Origin of the sequence: Acidovorax sp. (assembly GCF_016783915.1) — a bacterium.
In the GTDB taxonomy this organism is placed as follows: Bacteria; Pseudomonadota; Gammaproteobacteria; order Burkholderiales; family Burkholderiaceae_C; genus Acidovorax.
Genome location: NZ_JADHVT010000084.1, coordinates 1 through 19,425 on the forward strand (window position 1 = coordinate 1; position 19,425 = coordinate 19,425).

At 65.6% G+C, this 19,425-nt stretch carries 17 protein-coding genes and 1 pseudogene; 3 read left to right on the forward strand and 15 right to left on the reverse strand.

Annotation, left to right across the window (positions count from 1 at the left end):
• Positions 1–148: 148 nt before the first annotated feature.
• From ISS20_RS15235 to ISS20_RS15250, 4 genes are all read right to left on the reverse strand, one after another.
• The gene (locus ISS20_RS15235) at positions 149–742 is read right to left on the reverse strand and encodes a LemA family protein (RefSeq protein WP_291437885.1); all 594 of its coding nucleotides are present in this window, start codon (positions 740–742) and stop codon (positions 149–151) included.
• 102 nt (positions 743–844) lie between these two features.
• Complete coding sequence (locus tag ISS20_RS15240) at positions 845–1,267, reverse strand: group II truncated hemoglobin (RefSeq protein ID WP_291437886.1); 423 nt, start codon at positions 1,265–1,267, stop codon at positions 845–847.
• 134 nt (positions 1,268–1,401) lie between these two features.
• Positions 1,402–3,591: a SulP family inorganic anion transporter gene (locus ISS20_RS15245; RefSeq protein ID WP_291437887.1), complete on the reverse strand. Its 2,190-nt coding sequence runs from the start codon at positions 3,589–3,591 to the stop codon at positions 1,402–1,404.
• A gap of 34 nt (positions 3,592–3,625) precedes the next feature.
• Positions 3,626–4,510 (reverse strand): neutral zinc metallopeptidase, encoded by an 885-nt coding sequence (locus tag ISS20_RS15250; protein WP_291437888.1) that lies wholly within the window; start codon positions 4,508–4,510, stop codon positions 3,626–3,628.
• Between the two features lie 115 nt (positions 4,511–4,625).
• Here ISS20_RS15250 and pcp point away from each other — a divergent pair, with 115 nt between their 5' ends.
• From pcp to ISS20_RS15265, 3 genes are all read left to right on the forward strand, one after another.
• The gene (gene pcp, locus ISS20_RS15255; RefSeq protein WP_291437889.1) at positions 4,626–5,300 is read left to right on the forward strand and encodes a pyroglutamyl-peptidase I; all 675 of its coding nucleotides are present in this window, start codon (positions 4,626–4,628) and stop codon (positions 5,298–5,300) included.
• 121 nt (positions 5,301–5,421) lie between these two features.
• Positions 5,422–6,411, forward strand: coding sequence for a delta(1)-pyrroline-2-carboxylate reductase family protein (locus ISS20_RS15260; protein ID WP_291437890.1), 990 nt, complete (start codon positions 5,422–5,424; stop codon positions 6,409–6,411).
• Positions 6,408–8,108, forward strand: coding sequence for a sensor domain-containing diguanylate cyclase (locus tag ISS20_RS15265; protein WP_291437891.1), 1,701 nt, complete (start codon positions 6,408–6,410; stop codon positions 8,106–8,108). Before ISS20_RS15260 ends, ISS20_RS15265 begins: the two co-directional genes overlap by 4 nt.
• On the opposite strand, the gene ISS20_RS15270 is transcribed toward ISS20_RS15265, so the two are convergent.
• The 11 genes and pseudogenes from ISS20_RS15270 to ISS20_RS15320 all read right to left on the reverse strand — a co-directional run.
• Positions 8,060–8,542, reverse strand: coding sequence for a hypothetical protein (locus tag ISS20_RS15270; RefSeq protein ID WP_291437892.1), 483 nt, complete (start codon positions 8,540–8,542; stop codon positions 8,060–8,062). The genes ISS20_RS15265 and ISS20_RS15270 overlap by 49 nt on opposite strands.
• Before the next feature lie 136 nt (positions 8,543–8,678).
• Positions 8,679–9,251 carry a dCTP deaminase gene (dcd, locus tag ISS20_RS15275; RefSeq protein ID WP_015012892.1) on the reverse strand — a complete coding sequence of 191 codons (573 nt, stop codon included), beginning with the start codon at positions 9,249–9,251 and terminating at the stop codon, positions 8,679–8,681.
• Between the two features lie 80 nt (positions 9,252–9,331).
• Entirely contained in the window at positions 9,332–10,630 is a 1,299-nt protein-coding gene (gene guaD / locus ISS20_RS15280; protein WP_291437893.1) for a guanine deaminase, read from the reverse strand.
• Positions 10,631–10,722: 92 nt separating this feature from the next.
• A complete protein-coding gene (locus ISS20_RS15285; protein WP_291437894.1) occupies positions 10,723–11,823 on the reverse strand; it encodes a BMP family ABC transporter substrate-binding protein in 1,101 nt (366 codons plus the stop codon).
• 158 nt (positions 11,824–11,981) lie between these two features.
• The gene (locus tag ISS20_RS15290) at positions 11,982–13,556 is read right to left on the reverse strand and encodes a methyl-accepting chemotaxis protein (RefSeq protein WP_291437895.1); all 1,575 of its coding nucleotides are present in this window, start codon (positions 13,554–13,556) and stop codon (positions 11,982–11,984) included.
• Positions 13,557–13,793: 237 nt separating this feature from the next.
• On the reverse strand, positions 13,794–14,846 hold the full coding sequence (locus tag ISS20_RS15295; protein ID WP_291437896.1) for an adenosine deaminase: 1,053 nt from the start codon (positions 14,844–14,846) through the stop codon (positions 13,794–13,796).
• Complete coding sequence (locus ISS20_RS15300) at positions 14,846–15,829, reverse strand: aromatic ring-hydroxylating dioxygenase subunit alpha (RefSeq protein ID WP_291437897.1); 984 nt, start codon at positions 15,827–15,829, stop codon at positions 14,846–14,848. Before ISS20_RS15300 ends, ISS20_RS15295 begins: the two co-directional genes overlap by 1 nt.
• A gap of 118 nt (positions 15,830–15,947) precedes the next feature.
• Positions 15,948–17,114, reverse strand: coding sequence for a BMP family ABC transporter substrate-binding protein (locus ISS20_RS15305; protein ID WP_056060802.1), 1,167 nt, complete (start codon positions 17,112–17,114; stop codon positions 15,948–15,950).
• 109 nt (positions 17,115–17,223) lie between these two features.
• On the reverse strand, positions 17,224–18,144 hold the full coding sequence (locus tag ISS20_RS15310) for an ABC transporter permease (RefSeq protein ID WP_056060799.1): 921 nt from the start codon (positions 18,142–18,144) through the stop codon (positions 17,224–17,226).
• Positions 18,144–19,217, reverse strand: a complete 1,074-nt coding sequence (locus ISS20_RS15315) for an ABC transporter permease (RefSeq protein WP_291437898.1) — start codon at positions 19,215–19,217, stop codon at positions 18,144–18,146. Before ISS20_RS15315 ends, ISS20_RS15310 begins: the two co-directional genes overlap by 1 nt.
• Positions 19,210–19,425, reverse strand: a pseudogene (locus ISS20_RS15320) (ABC transporter ATP-binding protein); the annotation flags it as partial. The gene ISS20_RS15315 and the pseudogene ISS20_RS15320, both read right to left, overlap by 8 nt.

The window sequence follows — 19,425 nt, forward strand, 5'->3', positions numbered from 1 at the left end:
CATCAACCACCAGGCCAGCGCCAGGGCAGCATGCACCGCCACCACCAGAATGGCCACGGCAAGCGCAAAGCCCAGCAGCAGGCGGCGTGTCTCGCTGCGCGCGTTGTGCTGGTGGTCCCAGAACTTCATGGGAGCGGGGGTGTAAAAGTCAGAACTTCACGCGGGGGGCCGTGCGCTCTTCGTCGGACTGCGTGGAAGCCAGCATGGGCGCTGGCGCAAAGCCCAGCAGGCGCGCGACGACAAGCTCGGGGAACTGCGCCGCCGCATCGTTGAACTCCAGCGCCTGATCGTTGTAGGCCTGGCGGGCAAAACCGAGGCGGTTTTCGGTGCTGGTGATCTCTTCGGACAGCGACTGCATGGTGGCGTCGGCCTTGAGCTCAGGGTAGCTCTCGGCCACCACCATCAGACGTCCCAGGCTGCCGCCGAGCACACCTTCAGCAGCGGCCAGCGCACCCATGGCGCTGGCGCTTTGGGGGTCTGCGCGCACCGCAGCGGCCGCACCCTGTGCCTGGCTGCGGGCCTTGATAACGGCCTCCAGCGTGGCGGCCTCGTGCGCCAAGTAGCCACGAGCCACCTCCACCAGGTTGGGGATCAGGTCGTACCGGCGTTTCAGTTGCACGTCGATCTGGCCAAACGCGTTGGCGATGCGGTTGCGCAATTGCACCAGTCGGTTGTAAACCGTGACGGCCCATACCAGCACAGCCACCAGCACAACGACCACGACCCAAGCGGTTGCCGACATACCCCACCTCCTGTATTTGTTGGAGCGGGCATCTTAGAGCCTGTTGACGAAGCTCCTGGGAATCGTCAACGGTCTCCGACCGGGAGCACCCTCGCTGGCTGGCTACACCCCTTTGTTGCGCATCCAGTCGGCAGTGCCCATGAAGCTCTCCTTCAGCCGCACACGCAGGTCTGTGGGCACACCGGTCTCTCCCATGGCCTGGTCCATGCAGGCCACCCACTGGTCCCTTTCCTTGATGCCAATGGCAAACGGCATGTGGCGCGCACGCAGGCGCGGGTGTCCAAACTGGTCGGTGTAATACGACGGGCCGCCCAGCCAGCCACACAGGAACATGAAAAGCTTTTGCCGGGCCTGGCCCAGGTCGCTGCCATGGGCGGCACGCAGTTCGGCGTAGCCGGGCTCCAGGTCCATCAGGTCGTAAAAATGCTCGGTCAACACACGTACACGCTCTTCGCCGCCGATCCATTCGAAGGGGGTGATGGCCACGGGAGTTTCAGCAGCGGGGGACGGGGTAGTGGATTCCATGGGGCGGTGAGAGGAGATCGCCAAGCGCTGTTGGCCAGTGCTCGATTATAGAAATTCACGGCTTTTACGCGCCTGCAGGCCGCATGAACGAGTCACGCCTCACTCCATGCCTGAAGGACCACTGCTCGCCCTCGCTACTCCAGCACAGCTCGCAATTGCCGCGTGGTCACCGCCAGGCGCCGGGCGCCGATCTGGGCCAGGTTGTTCATCACCGTGAGCGCCGCCTCCGGGTACAGCCGGGCCCAGGCATCGAAATGCGCGCGCGACAACCGCACCAGGTGCGCCGGGCCACGTTCGGAGCCAGCGCAGGCACTGCGGGCAGCACCGTTGAGGAAAGCCATCTCACCAAACGCCATGCCCGGGCCGACCGTAGCCAGGCGCAAGCCCTTATCGGGTGGCCATTGGGTAACCAACGTGATATGACCGGACTTGACCACCAGCAGGTCGTGGTCGGTGTCCCCAGCGTGGAACACCACACCCTGCGGTGGCACAGCCTGTGCCACCAGCAGGCCCTGCAAGGCCTCTGCGGCGGCCTTGGGCACGCCCTCGCCCACTTCCCCCAGTAAATCACGTTCGAGTCGCGCAGGGCGCTGCTCGATGGGACGCTGGGACAGGATGCCTACCTCAGCCCATTCCAGCGCCCGGTCCAGATCAGCAAAGGCACGCACATGCTCCCCGGCATGCTCGGCGGCCATGGGGTCCAGGGCTGCCACGGCGGCCGCAATGCCCTGCTGGTCCAAGTCACGCACCAGCGCCCGCAACTGCGCCAGTGCCGTGCTGTCCCACGCCGGTACACGGCCCGCGTCCAGAATCACCCAGCGGTGGCGCGGCAGCAGCAGCATGCGCACCTGCTCGGCCAGATGGGCGGCCACCCCAAACGACATCACGCCCTGCAGCTCGAACACCGCCACCTGGTTCATGCGCGGCGACAGCCAGCTGTCCGACCCTGCACGGCGCAGGCGGCGCGACCGCAGCTCGCCATCCAGCCGCACGTGGCGCAGCACCGTGGCGGCAGAGTCGTGCAGCAGCACAAACGTGGCCACCACCAGGCCCGCCACCAGAGCCCCTACGCCACCCATGACGGCAAACACCAGCGCCACCAGCCAGCTCTGCGCCCAGGTCACCCGCGACCGGCGCGCGTAGCGCAGCGACCACATGAGACCCGGCACCTGCATCAATCCTGCCAGCACCAGACCACCCGCAAGACAGGCCATGGGCACCCAGTGCAGCCACCACGCCCCGGTGATGGCCACCCCCAGCATGATGGCGGCATGCCAGCGCGGGGCATCGCGCGAGGCCCCTGCCTGGGCCAGCACAATGCGCGAACGAGACGCGCTGGTCGATGCGGGAATCATCCCCATCAGCCCACACAGAGCGCCCAGCAGGCTCTCGCGACGCAGGGCCAGATTGGCATTGCCGCGCAGGCCATGGTCCAGCTCCAGCTCCTGGTTGAACACCAGAATCTCCAGGCTGTTGACCAGTGCCATCAGCACGGCCAACACCACCAGGGCCGAACCCTGCTGCCGTGCCAGGGCCATCCAGGGAATGCCGGTCCAATCGGGCAACATGGGCCAGGCAAATACGCTGGGCGGCACGGCAGGCACGAACACGCTGCCCAGCCCCACGCTCCATACCCCCGCCAGCGCCACGCCCAGTGCCACCACGGCCACGGCCGATAGCAACCCTGGCATGCTTGGCCAGCGCCGGCGCAGCCCCCAGGCCAGTACCACCACCGCCAGTGCAGCCAGCAGGTGCCAACCGGTGCGTGCGTCCCACAGTGCATCGGCTCCGGCGCCAAAGCCATTGCGCACCTGCCCCACAACCATCGACAGGCCCACGCCCGCCGCAAAACCGTGGGTGACCGAAATGGGCAAAAACCGCGCCACCGACGCCAGCCGCAGCACACCCAGCAGCCACTGGAACACAAAGGCCAAGGCTACTGTGACACCGCTGACGGCCAGCACCTGGCGTGCGCTCAGGCCCAGGGTGGGCGCCGCACCATGGGCGGTAGCCAGCACGGCAGCAAACAACAGCGCCACCACCGTGGTTGGCGCATACACCACCCCGGCGCGGGGTATCGCCAGGGTCAGCAACAGGCCAGGCAGTGCAGCCGACCACAGAGCCAGTGCCGCCAGCGAATGTTCGCCCGCCAGTGGCGCAAAAGCCAGCAGCCCCAGGCCCACCGCATGGGGCACTGTGACCGCCGCCGCAGACCACGCCGCCGCCGCGCCGGAGGGTTGTGGCGCTGACGGGCCCACCTCAGCACCCGGGGAGGGCTCGGCACGGCGATGCAGCGAGGCGGCCACGGGCGCGGTCGATGGCATGGAGGGGAGCTAGCAAACCGCAGTCATTGCGAGCCTACAAACTGCGCGCGGCAAAGGTGTCGCAGGTCTTGACACTGCCACTTTGCAGGCCGCTGTTGAACCAGCGCTGGCGCTGGGCGCTCGTGCCATGCGTGAAGCTCTCGGGCACCACCGCCCCGCCATTGGCACGCTGCAGCGCGTCGTCGCCAATCTTGGCGGCGGCATTCATGGCCTCTTCGACATCGCCCTGCTCCAGGATCTGGCGGGACTTCTGGGCGTGGTGGGCCCACACCCCGGCAAAGCAGTCGGCCTGCAGCTCCAGCCGCACCGACAGCGCGTTGTATTCGACCTTGCTCACACGGCCCCGCATCTGGTCCACCTTGGCGCTGATGCCCAGCTGGTTCTGCACATGGTGGCCCACCTCATGGGCAATCACATAGGCCTGGGCAAAGTCGCCCGGGGCACCCAGCCGGTTCTTGAGAGTTTCGTAAAAGCCCAGGTCGATGTAGACCTTCTGGTCAGCGGGGCAATAGAACGGCCCCATCGCCGCCTGTCCCGTGCCACATGCGGTGGGCGTAGCGCCCCGGAACAACACCAGGCGCGGGTCCTGATAGCGCCCGCCGCCCTGGCGGAACACCTCGCCCCACACGTCCTCGGTGTCGGCCAGCACCGTGGACACAAAACGCGCCATGGTGTCGTCGGCGGGAGGGCGGTGCGCGGGCGCGTGGGGCTGCGTCTGTACCTGGGGTGCCGGGCCACCACCGCTGAGCAGGCTCAGGATGGTCAAGGGATTGATACCCAGCGCCCACCCGCCCAGCAGCGCGATCACGATGGTGCCTATGCCGATGCTGCGCCCACCAAACACCTGGGATCCGCCACCCCCTCCCTCGTCGCGGCGGTCTTCCACGTTGTCGGACTCGCGATTGCCTTCCCATTTCATTGCGTCTCTCCACCGCCGCCCTCAAGATGGGGCGGCCAAGCCTGCATGTTACGCGCGGGGCCGCCCTGGCGCGGACGATTTACGATATGTTCCGCCCCTCTTTTGCCCACCTCTCATGACACCCGCAGCACACCACAGCGCGCCCCATGCCGGGCAGACCATTCTCCTGACCGGCTTTGACCCGTTCGGTGGTGGTTCGCACAACCCCAGCTGGCTCATCGCGCAAGCGCTGCACGGCCAGCGCATCGCGGGGCACCAGGTGGTTGCCGCGCAATTGCCCACGGTGTTCGGAGAGTCGTTGCAGCGGCTGCAAGCGCTGGTGCAGGCGCACCAGCCAGCCCTCACCCTGTGCCTGGGCCTGGCAGGAGGACGGGCAGCGCTGTCCATAGAGCGCATTGGCATCAACATCAACGACGCGCGCATCCCCGATAACTGTGGCGCCCAGCCCGTCGACACCCCGGTGCAGGTTGATGGACCCGCCGCTTACTTTGCCAGCCTGCCCATCAAGGCCATGCTGAACGCCGTGCAGCGCGCAGGCGTGCCGTGCGAGGTGTCGCAAACCGCAGGCACCTTTGTCTGCAACCATGTGCTGTACGGCCTGATGCACCTGCTGGCACAAGGCGTAGGCCCCAAGGGCGCGCGGGGCGGTTTTGCGCATATGCCCTGGCTCAGCGGCCAGGGCGAGCCCCACCTGCCCCTGCGCGACATGGTGCGCGGCATCCATGCGGCCCTGTGGGCTGCAGTGCTGACGCCGCAGGACATCGCGCTGCAGGCAGGGGCCACGCATTGATGGACGCCGCCGCCATGGCGGCCCTGACACGGCACCGACCACCTCCCGGACTACGCTGGGCAGTGCGCATGTGAGGGCTTCTCCGCTCCCATGCCAGCAGCATGCTGTGTACAGTCCGCGCATGCTTTTAGCCCCCTCTTTCGCCTCCCTCGGCGTGCTGGACGCAGCAGCCACCGCTGCGCGGTTGCCCTGGTCCGATCTGGCCGACGAAATAGCGGCCTTGCTGCAAGACCACACCGTGGTGGTGCCCCAACGTGCCGTGCTGCCGCTTGCGCGAGCCGGCAGCCTGTTTGTGATGCCTGCCACAGATCAATCGGTGGCCATGACCAAGCTCATCACCTTCACCCCGGGCAACGCGGGCACAGGGCGCCCATCGATCCAGGGCGATGTGGTGGTGTTTGACATCGCCACAGGCGAACGCCGGCTGGTGCTGGATGGGCCCACCGTCACCGCACGGCGTACCGCCGCTGTCTCGCTGCTGGCAGCGCGGCATCTGGCGCAGGTGCCTCATGGGCCTATGCTCATCGTAGGCGCGGGGGTGCAGGGCCTGGCACATGCCGAGGCCTTCATCCACGGTTTGGACGTGCGCGAGGTATGGATTGCCTCGCGCAGCAACGCCAGCGCCGAGGCCCTGGCAGCAAAGGTGCGCGACCTGGGCGCCCAGGCGCGGGTGGTGGCCGATGCCGATGCCGCCGTCGCCCACTGCCCGCTGATAGCGACCTGCACCACAGCCAGCGCGGTGGTGCTGAGCGCCCCGCCCCGGCCCGACGCGTTTGTGGCGGCCGTGGGCGCCTTCACGCCCACCATGGCAGAGCTGGCCCCAGCCCTGTGCCAGCATGTGGCGCGGCATGGACGCATCGTGGTGGACACCAGCGATGCACTGCATGAGGCGGGCGACCTGCTGCAGGCGGGCCTGGACGTGGCCGCGCTGCCCACGCTGGGCGACGTGGTCAGGGGCCTCCACGCTGCAGCAACCACGCAGCACTCGGGCCCAGTTCTGTTCAAGAGTTGCGGCTGGGGAGGCTGGGATCTAGCAGCCGCACGGCTGGCCTTGCGCTGCGCCAGCCAGGCACCGGCTTCGGTGGCCCCCTTGCCGACACCTTCTGCATGATGCTTGTCACGCGCTTTTCAGACCACAGCCTGCGCATGCAGATCGCGCTGGTGTTTGGCACACTGGTGGTGGGCCTATCGGTGTTGCTGTCGCTGGGGTTTGGCGAGCTGCTCAAGCACCGCATCCAGCGCGATGCCGGCAATTCCTTGCAGGTGGTGGCCGAAAACGCGGGCAAGCTCCTGGCCCTCGGCCTCATGCAGCGCAGCCTGGAGGCCGAGGTGATGGCCAGCGCCGAAGTGGTCTGGTCCAAGGGCCTCGACTCTGCCGAGGCACAGCACATGCTGGCCCGCAGCCAGGCGATGCAGCCCACCAACGTCTGGATCGGTGTGGCCGATGCGCAAGGTGTGGTGCGCAACGCCACAGGGGGCCTGCTGGAGGGCCAGAGCGTGGCCCAGCGCCCGTGGTTTCAACACGGACTCGAAGGAGTGCATGTGGGCGATGTGCACCCTGCCCAGCTGCTGGAGTCCCTGCTGCCCCCCACCGCCACTGGCGAGCCGCACCGGTTTGTCGACTTTGCAGCCCCCATCCGCATCGGCCCCACCACAGTGGGCGTGCTGGCCATCCATGGCAGCTGGCAATGGACCCGCGAGGTTCTGGAAAGCCTCACCCCGGCGTCATCCGATGAAACCGCGCTGGAACTGTTCATTTTTGACCGACAGGGCTTCCTGATATTTGCGCCGGGTGGACGGACCGAGGTGATGCGGGCTGCCGGGCAGAGACTGCCCGACGGCACAAGCGTCAACAACAACCGAGATGGTGGCCACACGCAGACCAATGTGGTGCGGTGGCAAGACGGCAAGCGCTACCTGACCGCAGCCACCCAGCTGCAACCCCGCAACACGGCCAGCGACCTGGGCTGGCGCATCGTGGCGCGTCAGCCCGTGGAGCTGGCTTTTGCCGAGGCAGACAACACGGTGCAACTGGCACTGGTGATTGGCCTGACAGCCGCGCTGCTGGCCTCGGCCCTGGCCTGGCTGGCAGCCCGGCGCCTGAGCGTGGACCTGTATGCACTGGCCGATGCGGCCAGCGCGGTAGAGGCAGGACACGCGGGCAGCGACATTCCAGCCATGCAAAGCAGCCGCGAGGTGCAGCAGCTATCCCAGTCGCTGGGCCGCATGACGCACCGCCTGCTGGCGGCCCGCGAGGCCATGGAAGAAAAAGTGCGATTGCGCACGCTGGAGCTGCAGGCCGCGAACCGCGCACTGGACCTGCAGGCGCGCACCGACGCCCTCACCGGGCTGCTGAACCGGCGCGGCTTTGAGACACAGATGGCCTTTGCCGTCGCCCTGTCGCGGCGCAGCAGCCGTCCATTAAGCCTGATCACGGTGGATGTGGACCACTTCAAGCGGGTCAACGACACCTACGGGCATGAAGCCGGAGACGAGGTACTGCGGCGCCTGGCGCGCACGCTGGAGGCACGCCTGCGCGGCTCCGATGTGGTGGCGCGGCTGGGGGGAGAAGAGTTTGTGGCATTGCTGCCCGACACCGACCTGAACGGCGCCCAGTCCATTGCGCAGGCCCTGGTCACAGCCATGGCAGAGCAACAGGACCCGGTCGCAGGCACCATCACCGTCAGTGCAGGTGTCGCCACAATGCGCAGCGCTGATGACAACGGCGCCGCCATGCTGCGTCGAGGCGATGCAGCGCTCTACGAGGCCAAGGGCCAGGGACGCAACAGGGTCTGCGTGCAGGCGTGAGGGCTGCCCGATGGCACGGGACCGCCGTCGCCCTGTACAGCAGGCAGTGGCTCCGCGCTTTGCGCCTGCGACACCGGCGCATCGAAATACGGCTGCAGCTGTGACGACAGCTCCTGCAGGCCGGCATCCGGCACGCTGGCCGCGAGCGTCAGTCGCTCCAGGGCATAGGGCCGGTGGCCCAGCATCATCGACATGTTCACGCAGTGGCCTTGTGCGGCCATGCGCAGCACAAAGGCATTGAGCAGCTCACAAGGCCAATAGGTGGGGTGCGCGTGGCAGTGTGCGTCGGCGGAATGCGGCGCAACGTTGGCGCGGCGGGACGGCGGGGTGACAGAAGGAGAAGGCGCCGAGGCTGACGCGGTATCGGCCAGCGCTGGCACCAGAGCACGGACGGGCGCAAAGAACAAGGTTGAGGCGGCAGCAGACATCAGCATGGTGAAACTCCATCAGCCCCCATCTCCCGGGAGGCATGACACCGATGCTAGAAAACTTACCGATGCTTGCATTTCAGCCAAGGCGCATGGCGCGTGTAGGACACAACCCTTGCCACCGCCGGCAATGCGCGCTTGGTTAGGCTTTGGGCAGTGTCACGCCCACTTGGCCCTGGTACTTGCCGCCCCGGTCTCGGTAGCTGACCTCGCACACGTCGTCCTTATCGCTCTCGAAGAACAGCACCTGCGCGCAGCCCTCACCCGCGTAGATGCGCGCTGGTAGCGGTGTGGTGTTGCTGAACTCCAGCGTCACATAACCTTCCCACTCAGGCTCGAACGGCGTCACGTTGACGATGATGCCGCAGCGGGCATAGGTGCTCTTGCCCAGGCAGATGGTGAGCACATTGCGCGGGATGCGGAAGTATTCGACCGTGCGCGCCAGCGCAAAGCTGTTGGGCGGGATGATGCAGCTGTCGCCTTCGAAATCGACAAAGCTCTTTTCATCGAAGTTCTTCGGGTCCACCACTGTGCTGTGGATGTTGGTGAACACCTTGAATTCGGGTGCGCAGCGGATGTCGTAGCCGTAGCTGCTGGTGCCATAGCTGATGATCTTGCGGCCCTCCACCTCGCGCACCTGGCCGGGCTCAAAGGGCTCGATCATTCCGTGCTCGGCCGCCATGCGGCGGATCCATTTGTCGCTCTTGATGCTCATAGCAGAACTCCCTGCGCTGTGGCCCGCACAGTGGTGGACTGCCGGGCGCTATTAAATACGTAGCTGGTAGCGCATGAATATCAAGCGCTAGAGCCGTATTTTGCTTGAGAAATCACCGTTTCCTGCACCACCCGGTCGTCGCCGAGCACGATCAGCGCAAACAAAAGCTCATCGAGGCTCCGCGCCTGGCGGGTCTTACGCGCCAAAAGTGGGGTGGCTTCCGGGTTCAGAACCACAAAATCGGCCTCGCAGCCCGGCTGCAGATTGCCCACCACCCCCGCCAGGCCCAACGCCCTGGCCGCGCCCGCCGTGTGTTGCCACCACAGCTGCTGGGGCGACAGGCTCAGGCCCTGCTTGGTCTGGCCCTCACGCCCCACGTAGTACGCCGCCAGCATGGTGTGGAAGGGGCTGAAGCTGGTGCCACCGCCCACGTCGCTGGCCAAGCCATAGCCAAACCCCACGCGGTCGGCACCGGCGTAGTCAAAAAAGCCACTGCCCAGAAAGAGATTGCTGGTGGGGCTGACCGCAGCCACCGCACCGGTATCTCGCATCAGCGCCCGGTCGTCATCATCAAAGTGAATGCAGTGTGCGTACACCGCGCGTTTGCGCATCAGGCCAAAGTCGTCGTACACACCCAGGTAGCTGCGTGCGGCAGGGAACAGCTCGCGCGCCCAGCGGATCTCGTCGCGGTTCTCGGCCACGTGGGACTGGATCCACACATCGGGGTAGCGCGCAGCCAGCTCACCCGCGCCGCGCAATTGTTCATGGGTACTGGTGGGTGCAAAACGCGGGGTGATGGCGTAGCCAAGGCGGTCCACGCCGTGCCAGCGCTGGATCAGCGCCTCGGTGTCGATGAGGCTTTGCTCGGTGTCGTCGCGCACGCCGTCGGGCGAGTGGCGGTCTTGCAGTACCTTGCCGGTGATGAGGCGCAACTGCTGGCGTCGGGCCTCGGTGAACAGAGCCTCCACCGACGCGGGGTGAGATGTCGAAAACGCCAGAGCCGTGGTCACGCCGTTGCGCAGCAGCTCGGCCACAAAAACCTCGGCCACCTGCTCGGCATAGCCTCCCTCCACGAACCGCGACTCATGGGGAAAGGTGTAGTTCTCCAGCCAAGGCAGCAGACCGTCCGCGGGCGAGCCAATCACGTCGGTCTGCGGAAAGTGGATGTGCATGTCCACAAACCCAGGGGCCAGGATGCGACCCGGCAGGTGCGTGACGGGCTCGTGGGCATACTGGGGCGACAGCGCGTGCCAAGCACCGGCTGCCAGCACCCGCTGGCGGCCCTGGGCATCCGGGCCAAGGGCCAGCAGGCCATCTTGGTCATACAGGGCGGTGCCGTCGTCGGCAAAACGCAAAAGGGCAGATCGGTAAACAGGCATGGCGGCAAGCTTAGCGGCAGGGGGCGCAGTTTGTATATGCGGCACCCCATAGTGGCTATGGGACTCAAGGAGCGCCGATAGGTCGCGCAGGATCAGCGGGACAACTTGCCCACCACCCCTTCCACCAGCCAGCTCATCTGCAGGATCTGCGCATCCGTCAGCGCCCGGCCTGCGGCGATCCGGTCCTGCCCCTCGTTGTCACGCACGGGGGCCTTGCCCGCCCGGAAGGGCTGGAGCTTGCCCGCACCAATGGCCTTCTGTGCGGCCAACACCTCCTGCTGCACGGCCGCAGGCACCCGGGTGCCAAAGTCGCCGACGCGAATCATGCCCTCGCGCACGCCGCCCCAGAGTTTGGCACTCTTCCAGGTGCCGTTCTGCACAGCGCGCACGCGCTCGGTGTAGTAACTGCCCCACTGGTGCGTCACGGCCACGATCTGCGCGTCTGGCCCGGTGCGGCGCATGTCCGAGTGGTAGGCCACGGCCATCTTGCCGCGCTCTTGCGCGGCGGCCATCACGGCGGTGGAGCCCGTGTGGAACGCAATCACGTCCACGTCCTGGTTGAACAGCGCCATGGCCGCATCACGCTCCTTGGGTGGGTCGAACCACACATTGAGCCACACCACCTTCACCGCGGCCTGCGGGTTGACCGAGCGCATGCCCAACGTGAAGGCATTGATGCCCTGCAGCACCTCCGGGATGGGGAAGCCCGCCACAAAACCGGCCACGCCGGTCTTGCTCATGCGGCCCGCTGCAATACCGGCGAGGTAGCGGCCTTCGTAGTAGCGCGCGTTGGCAGCGGCCACATTGGGCGTGGTCTTGTAGCCGGTGATGGACTCGAACTTCACGTGTGGATAGTCCTGCGCCACCTTGAGCGTGGGCTCCATGTAGCCAAAGCTGGGGGTGAAGATGATCTGGTGGCCCGTGGCCGCCAGATCGCGGATCACGCGCTCGGCATCGGCGCCTTCGGCCACGTTCTCGACAAAGGTGGTCTTCACCTGATTGCCCAGCGCGGCCTCGACGGCATTGCGGCCTTCGTCATGCTGGCGCGTCCAGCCTGCCTCGGTGATGGGCGAGACATAGACAAAACCGGCTCTGACAGGCTCGGCCGTACTGCCCTTGGCGGGCATGGTCTGGGAAAAAGCGGGAGAGAAAAAACAGGCGGCCACGAGCGTGGCAGCGAGGTTTTTGTACATGGTGTTCCTCTACATGGCCCTGATGGAATGGAACGGAAGCACCGCAGGACGACGGTGCTGCCGAGGGGAATCAAACTGCGCTGAAACTACGTTGGAACTGTATTGATTGAAGCCGGAGGGTAGGCCCTGCTGCAGTGCGCAGAGCCCTCCATAGGAACTTAGATCAGCCGCAGCGCCTGCGGGCCCGCGCCCAGGCGGAAGGCACCGACGACTTCGGCCAGGCGCGAAGCCTGGTCCTTCAGGCTTTCCGCGGCAGCGGTGGACTCTTCCACCAGGGCTGCATTTTGCTGGGTCATCTGGTCCAGCTGGGTCACTGCCACATTCACCTGGCCAATGCCCTGGCTCTGCTCCGAAGCGGCTGCGCTGATCTCGCCAATGATGTCGGTCACGCGGCGCACGGAACTCACGATCTCGCCCATGGTGGTGCCGGCGTTCTGCACCAGGGCAGCACCCGACTCAACCTTTTCCACGGACACGCCGATCAGCGTCTTGATTTCCTTGGCCGCCTGGGCCGAGCGCTGAGCCAGTGAGCGCACTTCGCTGGCCACCACGGCAAAGCCACGGCCCTGCTCGCCCGCACGGGCGGCTTCCACGGCAGCGTTGAGGGCCAGGATGTTGGTCTGGAACGCGATGCCGTCGATGGTGCCGATGATGTCGGCAATCTTCTTGCTGCTGGTGTTGATCTCGTCCATGGTGGTCACCACCTGTGCCACCACATCGCCACCGCGCTGAGCCACCTGCGCCGCCGACACGGCCAATTGGTTGGCCTGCACGGCCGAATCAGCGCTCTGGCGCACGGTGCTGGTCAGCTCTTCCATCGAGCTGGCGGTCTCCTGCAGGCTGCTGGCGGTCTGCTCGGTGCGTGCGCTCAGGTCCTGGTTGCCGATAGCGATCTGGGTGCTGGCTGTGGAGATGCTGTCCACCACACCACGCACTTGCTGGAGCGAGCGGTGCAGAGCGCTGCGCATGGCATCCAGGGCGCGCAGCAGGTGACCGGTTTCGTCGTTGGCGTAGGTCGCCTGGGGGGCGCCCGTCAGGTCCATGTTGGCGATGGTCTCTGCAATGGCTTCGGCCCGGCGCAGCGGGCGCGTGATGCTGGTGGTCAGCAGCCAGGCCAGCAAGGCGCCCAGCAGCAGCGACACCCCGGTGCAGATCTGCAGCAGCAGCGTGGTCTGGGCACGCAACTCCTCGCTGCGTTTGCCAGCGGCGTCAAGCTCGGCACGCTGACCATCCACCATCTGCTGCACACCCGCCAGGTAGCTGCGGGAGGTGGGTTCAAACCGCTCGGTGAAGACCTTGTGGGCGTTCTCGGCATCGCCCGCCTGCTTGAACTTGCTCACTTCCTCGCGGGCCGCCAGATAGTCCTTGCGCAGGTCACCCACCTTGGCAAAAAGCTGCTTTTTCTCCGGCGTGTCCATCTTGGAATCTATGAATTTCTGCAGCTCATTGGTCTCGCGGATCGAAGCGGCCGTGGCGGGCGCAAAGTAGGGGATCAGGCTGGCGTCGCTGCTCTTGGCAATGGCTGCCGCGCGCTGCACGCCCGATGTGGTGTGGCGCAGCCAGTCCGAGCCCGCACGCTCGGTCTTGATGTTGTCGTTGACCATGGCGTCGATCTCCCGGCCCAACTGGCTGAGCTTGACCACGGCCACCACGCTGCTGGCAAAAAACAGTGCCAGGATCAGGCCCAGCACCAGGGTCAGGCGCTTGCCGATGGAGATTTGACTGAGAAACATGGAAGGCTCCAAAAAAGGGGGCAACACGGCACCCGTGCATCCAGAAAAGAACCCGTTCTAGGGCTTATGGGACGCAGGGTAAGGGCCATGGTGGTGGATCACCCCGTGGGCCTGGGCCGGACGCAATTCGAACGAATGCTTACCATTTTAAGGGTTTACCCAGATCAGGCCCCTGCCGCACTGGTGACAGTACCTCTGACGCCATGTCCCAAACCCTGTGCGCGCACAACCCGAAGCTCAGTAGTCGTGCTCTACGCACCGCTCGAACGCTTCCTTGAGCTTGTGCTCCCACACCCGCTTGTCAGCATTGCCTGCAAAGCTGGCTTCAAAACTGTTGAAAGCCAACTGGTAAGCATGTTTGGCCGTGAGGCCCGTCGCAGCAAACACCTGGGTGAAGTTCTCGTTGATGTAGCCGCCAAAGTACGCCGGGTCATCTGAATTGACTGTGGCAGCCAGCCCGGCATCGAGCAGCTTGCCGAGGTTGTGGTCTGCAAGGTTCGGGAAGACGCACAGCTTCTGGTTGGACAGCGGGCACACCGTGAGCGCAATGCGGTCTTGCGCCAGGCGCTGCATCAGCGCAGCGTCGTGCACGGCCTGCACGCCGTGGTCGATGCGCTCGACCTTGAGCACATCCAGCGCACTCCAGATGTAGGCAGGGGGGCCCTCCTCGCCCGCATGGGCTACCAAGTGCAGGCCCAGCTCGCGGCAGCGGGCGAACACGCGGGCAAACTTCTCGGGCGGATGGCCCAGCTCGCTGGAATCGAGACCCACACCCACGATCTTGTCGCGCAGCGGCATGGCCTGCTCCAGCGTTTCGAACGCCGACTCCTCGCTCAGGTGGCGCAGGAAGCACAGGATCAGCGTGGCGCTGATTCCGAGTTCGGCGCGGGCATCGTGGCAGGCCCGGTGCAGGCCGTTGATAACGGTCTCCATCGCCACGCCACGAGCAGTATGGGTCTGCGGGTCGAAGAAGAGCTCGGTGTGCAGCACGTTGTCGCGCGCCGCACGGCCCAGGTAGGCGCGCGCCATGTCGTAGAAGTCCTGCTCATGCAGCAGCACACTCGCACCGGCGTAATAGATGTCCAGAAAACTCTGAAGATTGGTGAATGCATACGCGCTGCGCAAGGCGTCCACGCTGGCATAAGGCAGCGTCAGTCCATTGCGCTGCGCCAGCGCAAAGATCAACTCAGGCTCCAGCGAGCCCTCGATGTGGATATGCAACTCGGCCTTGGGCATGGCACGCAGCAGGCTGGGAAGGCGCTCTGCGGAAATGGGGGGGATCTTGAACATCAGCAGACTCCAAAGGTGCTGCCACTCTGGCGCAGAAAGCGGCGGTACGCAGATGATGCCTTGTCGGCAGCGGTATGCAACTCCGCGCGCAGGTCGAGCGGCAGGCACTGTGGTGTCTGCGACTCCAGCACGGGCTGGTCCTGCGTGAAGATGGTGTGCTGGAAGGCCTGCAGTTTCTCGTCCGGCGAATCGAAATCCGCCACGGCCAGGCGGAACCACACCCGGCTGCGCACCGGCGTCACCGGGCAGATGAACAGCGCAATGGACTCGCGCCAGCCATCCATCGCAGTGGTGCCCGCCTCGGGCACCGTGGTCAGCACGGCCGCATAGGGTGCCGTGACTTCGTAGGTGTATTCGACCTGGGCGGCCGCCGTGGAATGCAGGTTGGATTGCGGTTGCCAGGCCTTGCAACCCATGGCCAGCAGGCCGGTGGGCGTGGGCTCCACGCGGTAGTCGTCAATGGCCGTCGCCTCACGGCTGCCGAGCCAGCCTTCGTGCACAAAGCCGAAATGCGACATGTCCAGAAAGTTCTCGACGATGCGCGGCGCACTGGCCGCCACGTCGTAGGGACCGCAGTTGAGCTTGCGCAGGCGAGCATTACCCTCCGCCGCAAACACAGGCAGCCCCTGCTCGCCCGGTGCGATGCGCACCCACACCAGGCCATAGGCCTCCTGCACCTCGAAATGGCGGGCGCAATGTGTGGACGGGGGCACAAAGGTGGGCAGTGCAGGCACGTGCGTGCACTGCCCTTCGGCCGCAAACTGCCAGCCATGGTAGGGGCACTCCAGCCGGCCTTGAGGCGTCACCCGGCCCAGCGACAGGCGTGCACCCCGGTGCGGGCAATGGTCGGCCAGCGCATGGATGGCGCCTTCGCTGTCGCGCCATAACACCACGGGTTGCTCCAGCAACTGCACCGCCAGCGGCGCCTGCGCCGCCACGGCTTCTGACAGTGCCACCGGGTGCCACAACGTAAATTCCACCATCGTCCTTGCTCCTCCAAAAGTTCCAGGCCGCAAAACGCTCCTGCAAAACAAAAGGGCCACCCCAGGGCGGCCCTTTGTCACAGCAGCTCGCAAGAACTGCTGATGAACGTGGTGCGAATTACTTCTTGTCGCCGCCAGGGATCTTGCCTTCCACGCCCTTGACGTAGAAGTTGATGCCGCCCAGGAACTTGTCGTCGGCCACAGCGTCTTTTTCCAGCACGGGTTTGCCGTCCTGCCCCACGATGGGGCCCTTCCAGATGCTGAAGCTGCCGTCGGCCAGGCCCTTCTTCACGGCTTCGACCTTGGCCTTGGTGTCGGCAGGCACGTCTTCAGCGATGGAGACGATGTCGATCGCGCCTTCCTTCACGCCCCACCAGCTTTGGCCCGAAGCCCAGGTGCCGTCCAGCACGTCCTTGGTGGCCTTGACGTAGTAAGGACCCCAGTTGATCACCGCCGATGCCAGGTGGGCCTTGGGGCCGTAGGCGGTCATGTCGCTGTCCCAGCCGAAGGCGCGCTTGCCCTTTTCCTGGGCGGTCTTGAGCACGGCGGGAGAGTCGGTGTTCTGGAACAGGATGTCGGCGCCGCCGTTGATCAGGCTGGTCGCAGCTTCGGTTTCCTTCGGTGGGCTGAACCATTCATTCACCCACACCACCTTGGTCTTGATCTTGGGATTGACCGACTGCGCACCCAGCGTGAAGCTGTTGATGTTGCGGATCACCTCAGGGATCGGCACCGAGCCCACCACGCCCAGCGTGTTGGACTTGGTCATGGCGCCAGCGATGATGCCGGCCATGTACGCGCCTTCGTAGGTGCGGCTGTCGTAGGTGCGCAGGTTTTCGGCGGTCTTGTAGCCGGTGGCGTGTTCGAACTTCACGCCCTTATTGTCTTCGGCGACCTTGAGCATGGACTCCATGTAGCCGAAGGTGGTGCCAAAGATCAGCTTGTTGCCCTGGCCGGCCAGGTCGCGCAGCACGCGCTCGGCGTCAGCGGACTCGGGCACGCTTTCCACAAAGCTCGTCACGACCTTGTCGCCGAATTCCTTCTCGATGGCCTTGCGACCGTTGTCGTGCGCGAACGACCAGCCGCCGTCGCCCACGGGGCCGACATAGGCAAACGCGATCTTCAGTGGCTCGGGCTTGGGTGCCGGTGCTTCTGCGGCAGGAGCCGGTGCGGGCGCGGGGGCCGGTGCCGGTTCTTCCTTCTTGCCACAGCCCACCAGGGCAGCAGCAGCCACAGCGGAGAGCGCTGCCACCTTGAGCAGGGAGCGTTTCTGCAGATCAGTCATGTCGGTTTCCTTATCGAAGAAGTAGGACTTGCAAAGGTTGGGGGACGAAAACAATGATTATGGTGCGATCTACCGCAGGGTAACCAGATTTTCCGGTGGGCTACCCCTTTCAGGAGCCCGGATAAAACGGTTTGCCCAGCGATGCCGGCATGTTGATGCGGATCCACGCCGGATTGCGCGAGATCAGCGCCAGCACCACGATGGTGGCCACATACGGCAGCATGCTCAGCAACTGGCTGGCCACCTGCACGCCCGTGGCCTGCAAATGGAACTGCAGCATGGTCACGCCGCCGAACAGATAAGCCCCAAGCAACACCCGTGCCGGGCGCCAGGTGGCAAAGGTGGTGAGCGCCAGCGCAATCCAGCCGCGCCCGGCCACCATGCCCTCGACCCACAGCGGGGTGTAGACGGTGGAGATGTAGGCCCCGGCCAGACCGCACAGCGCCCCGCCCACCACCACGGCCGCCAGCCGGATGCGCCGCACCGGGTAGCCCAGTGCGTGCGCCGACTCGGGCGATTCGCCCACCGACCGCAGCACCAGCCCGGCGCGCGAGCGGTACAGGAACCAGATCAACCCCGCCACCAGCAGCATGGTGAGGTACACCAGCGGGTGCTGCTGAAACAGCGCAGGCCCGAGGAGCGGCACATCGCCCAAAACGGGAATAGCGTACTTGGGCAGCTCTGGCAGCTTGGCCTGCACGTAGCTGATGCCCGCAAACGCTGAGAAACCCACGCCGAAAAGGCTGAGAGCGAGCCCCGTGGCGTACTGGTTGGTGTTGAGCCAGATCACCAGCACACCAAAGATGGCGGCCAGCACCGCACCAGCGGCCATGCCTGCGGCAAAGCCCAGCCAGGTGTTGCCCGTGTGCACCACGGTGGCAAAGCCCGCAATGGCGGCGCAGAGCATCATGCCCTCAGCCCCCAGGTTGACGATGCCGGCTTTTTCGTTGATGAGCAGGCCCAGGGCCGCAATGGCCAGCACGGTGCCCGCGCTGAGCGTGGCGCCGATGAGCAGTGCATAAGACTCCATCAGACACCTCCTTTCTTGCTGCCGACCCAGCGGATGCGGTAGGCAATCAGCGTGTCACAGGCCAGCAGCGTGAACAGCAGCAAGCCCTGGAACACACCGGTGAGCGACTTGGGCAGGCCCAGGCGCGACTGCGCCAGTTCACCACCGATATAGAACATGCTCATGAGGACGGCCGAGAGGATCATGCCCACCGGGTGCAGCCGTCCGACGAAGGCCACGATGATGGCCGCGAAGCCGTAGCCCGCAGGCACATAGGGGGTGAGCTGGCCGATGGGCCCTGCCACCTCCAACGCACCGGCCAGGCCAGCGGCGCCGCCCGAGATCAGCAGCGCCGTCCACAGCGCCCGGCGCGACGAAAAGCCCGCATAACGCGCCGCCGCTGGTGCCAGCCCGCCCACCTGTTGGGCAAAGCCCGCCCGCGTACGGAACAGGAACACCCACAAGGCCCCAGCGCCTGCGAGCGCCAGCAGCAACCCGATGGACACGCGCGAGCCCTGCATCAGGCGCGGGATCTGCGTGACCTTCTCGAACGTCTTGGTCTGCGGAAAGTTGTAGCCCATGGGGTCCTTCCACGGGCCATAGACCAGGTAGCCCAGCACCAGCGTGGCCACATAGACCAGCATCAGGCTGACCAGGATTTCGTTGGCATTGAACTTGTCTCGCAGCAGCGCCGTGAGCCCCGCCCAGGCCATGCCACCCAGCACCCCGGCGAGCAGGATGGCGGGCACGATCCAGGGGCCCGTGGTCTTGTCGGCCAGCAGCGCCACGCCACCCGCCACCACGGCGCCGATGACAAACTGGCCCTCGGCACCGATGTTCCACACGTTGGAGCGAAAACACACGGCCAGCCCCAGCGCAATCAATAACAGCGGCGTGGCCTTGACCATGAGTTCACCCACGGCATAAGGCGTCTTGATCGGCTCCCAGAAGAAGACCTGCAGCCCGCGCACCGGGTCTTTGCCCAGCGCCACGAACAAGGCCACACCAATCAACACCGTGACGGCCAGCGCCAGCAGCGGCGAGCCATAGGTCCAGAGCTTGGAAGCCTGGGGGCGTGGTTCCAGCTTAAGCATGCTGCACCTCCGCTGCCTTGTCCTGTTGTGCGAGGTGCGCTTGGACATCGGCATGCCACAGCCCGCTCATCCATTCGCCAATGCGCTCTACCGTGGCCTCGGCGCGCGGCACCGAGGGCGACAGGTGCCCCTTGGCCACCACATGCAGCCGGTCGCAGATTTCAAACAATTCGTCCAGCTCCTCACTGACCACCAGCACGGCGCAGCC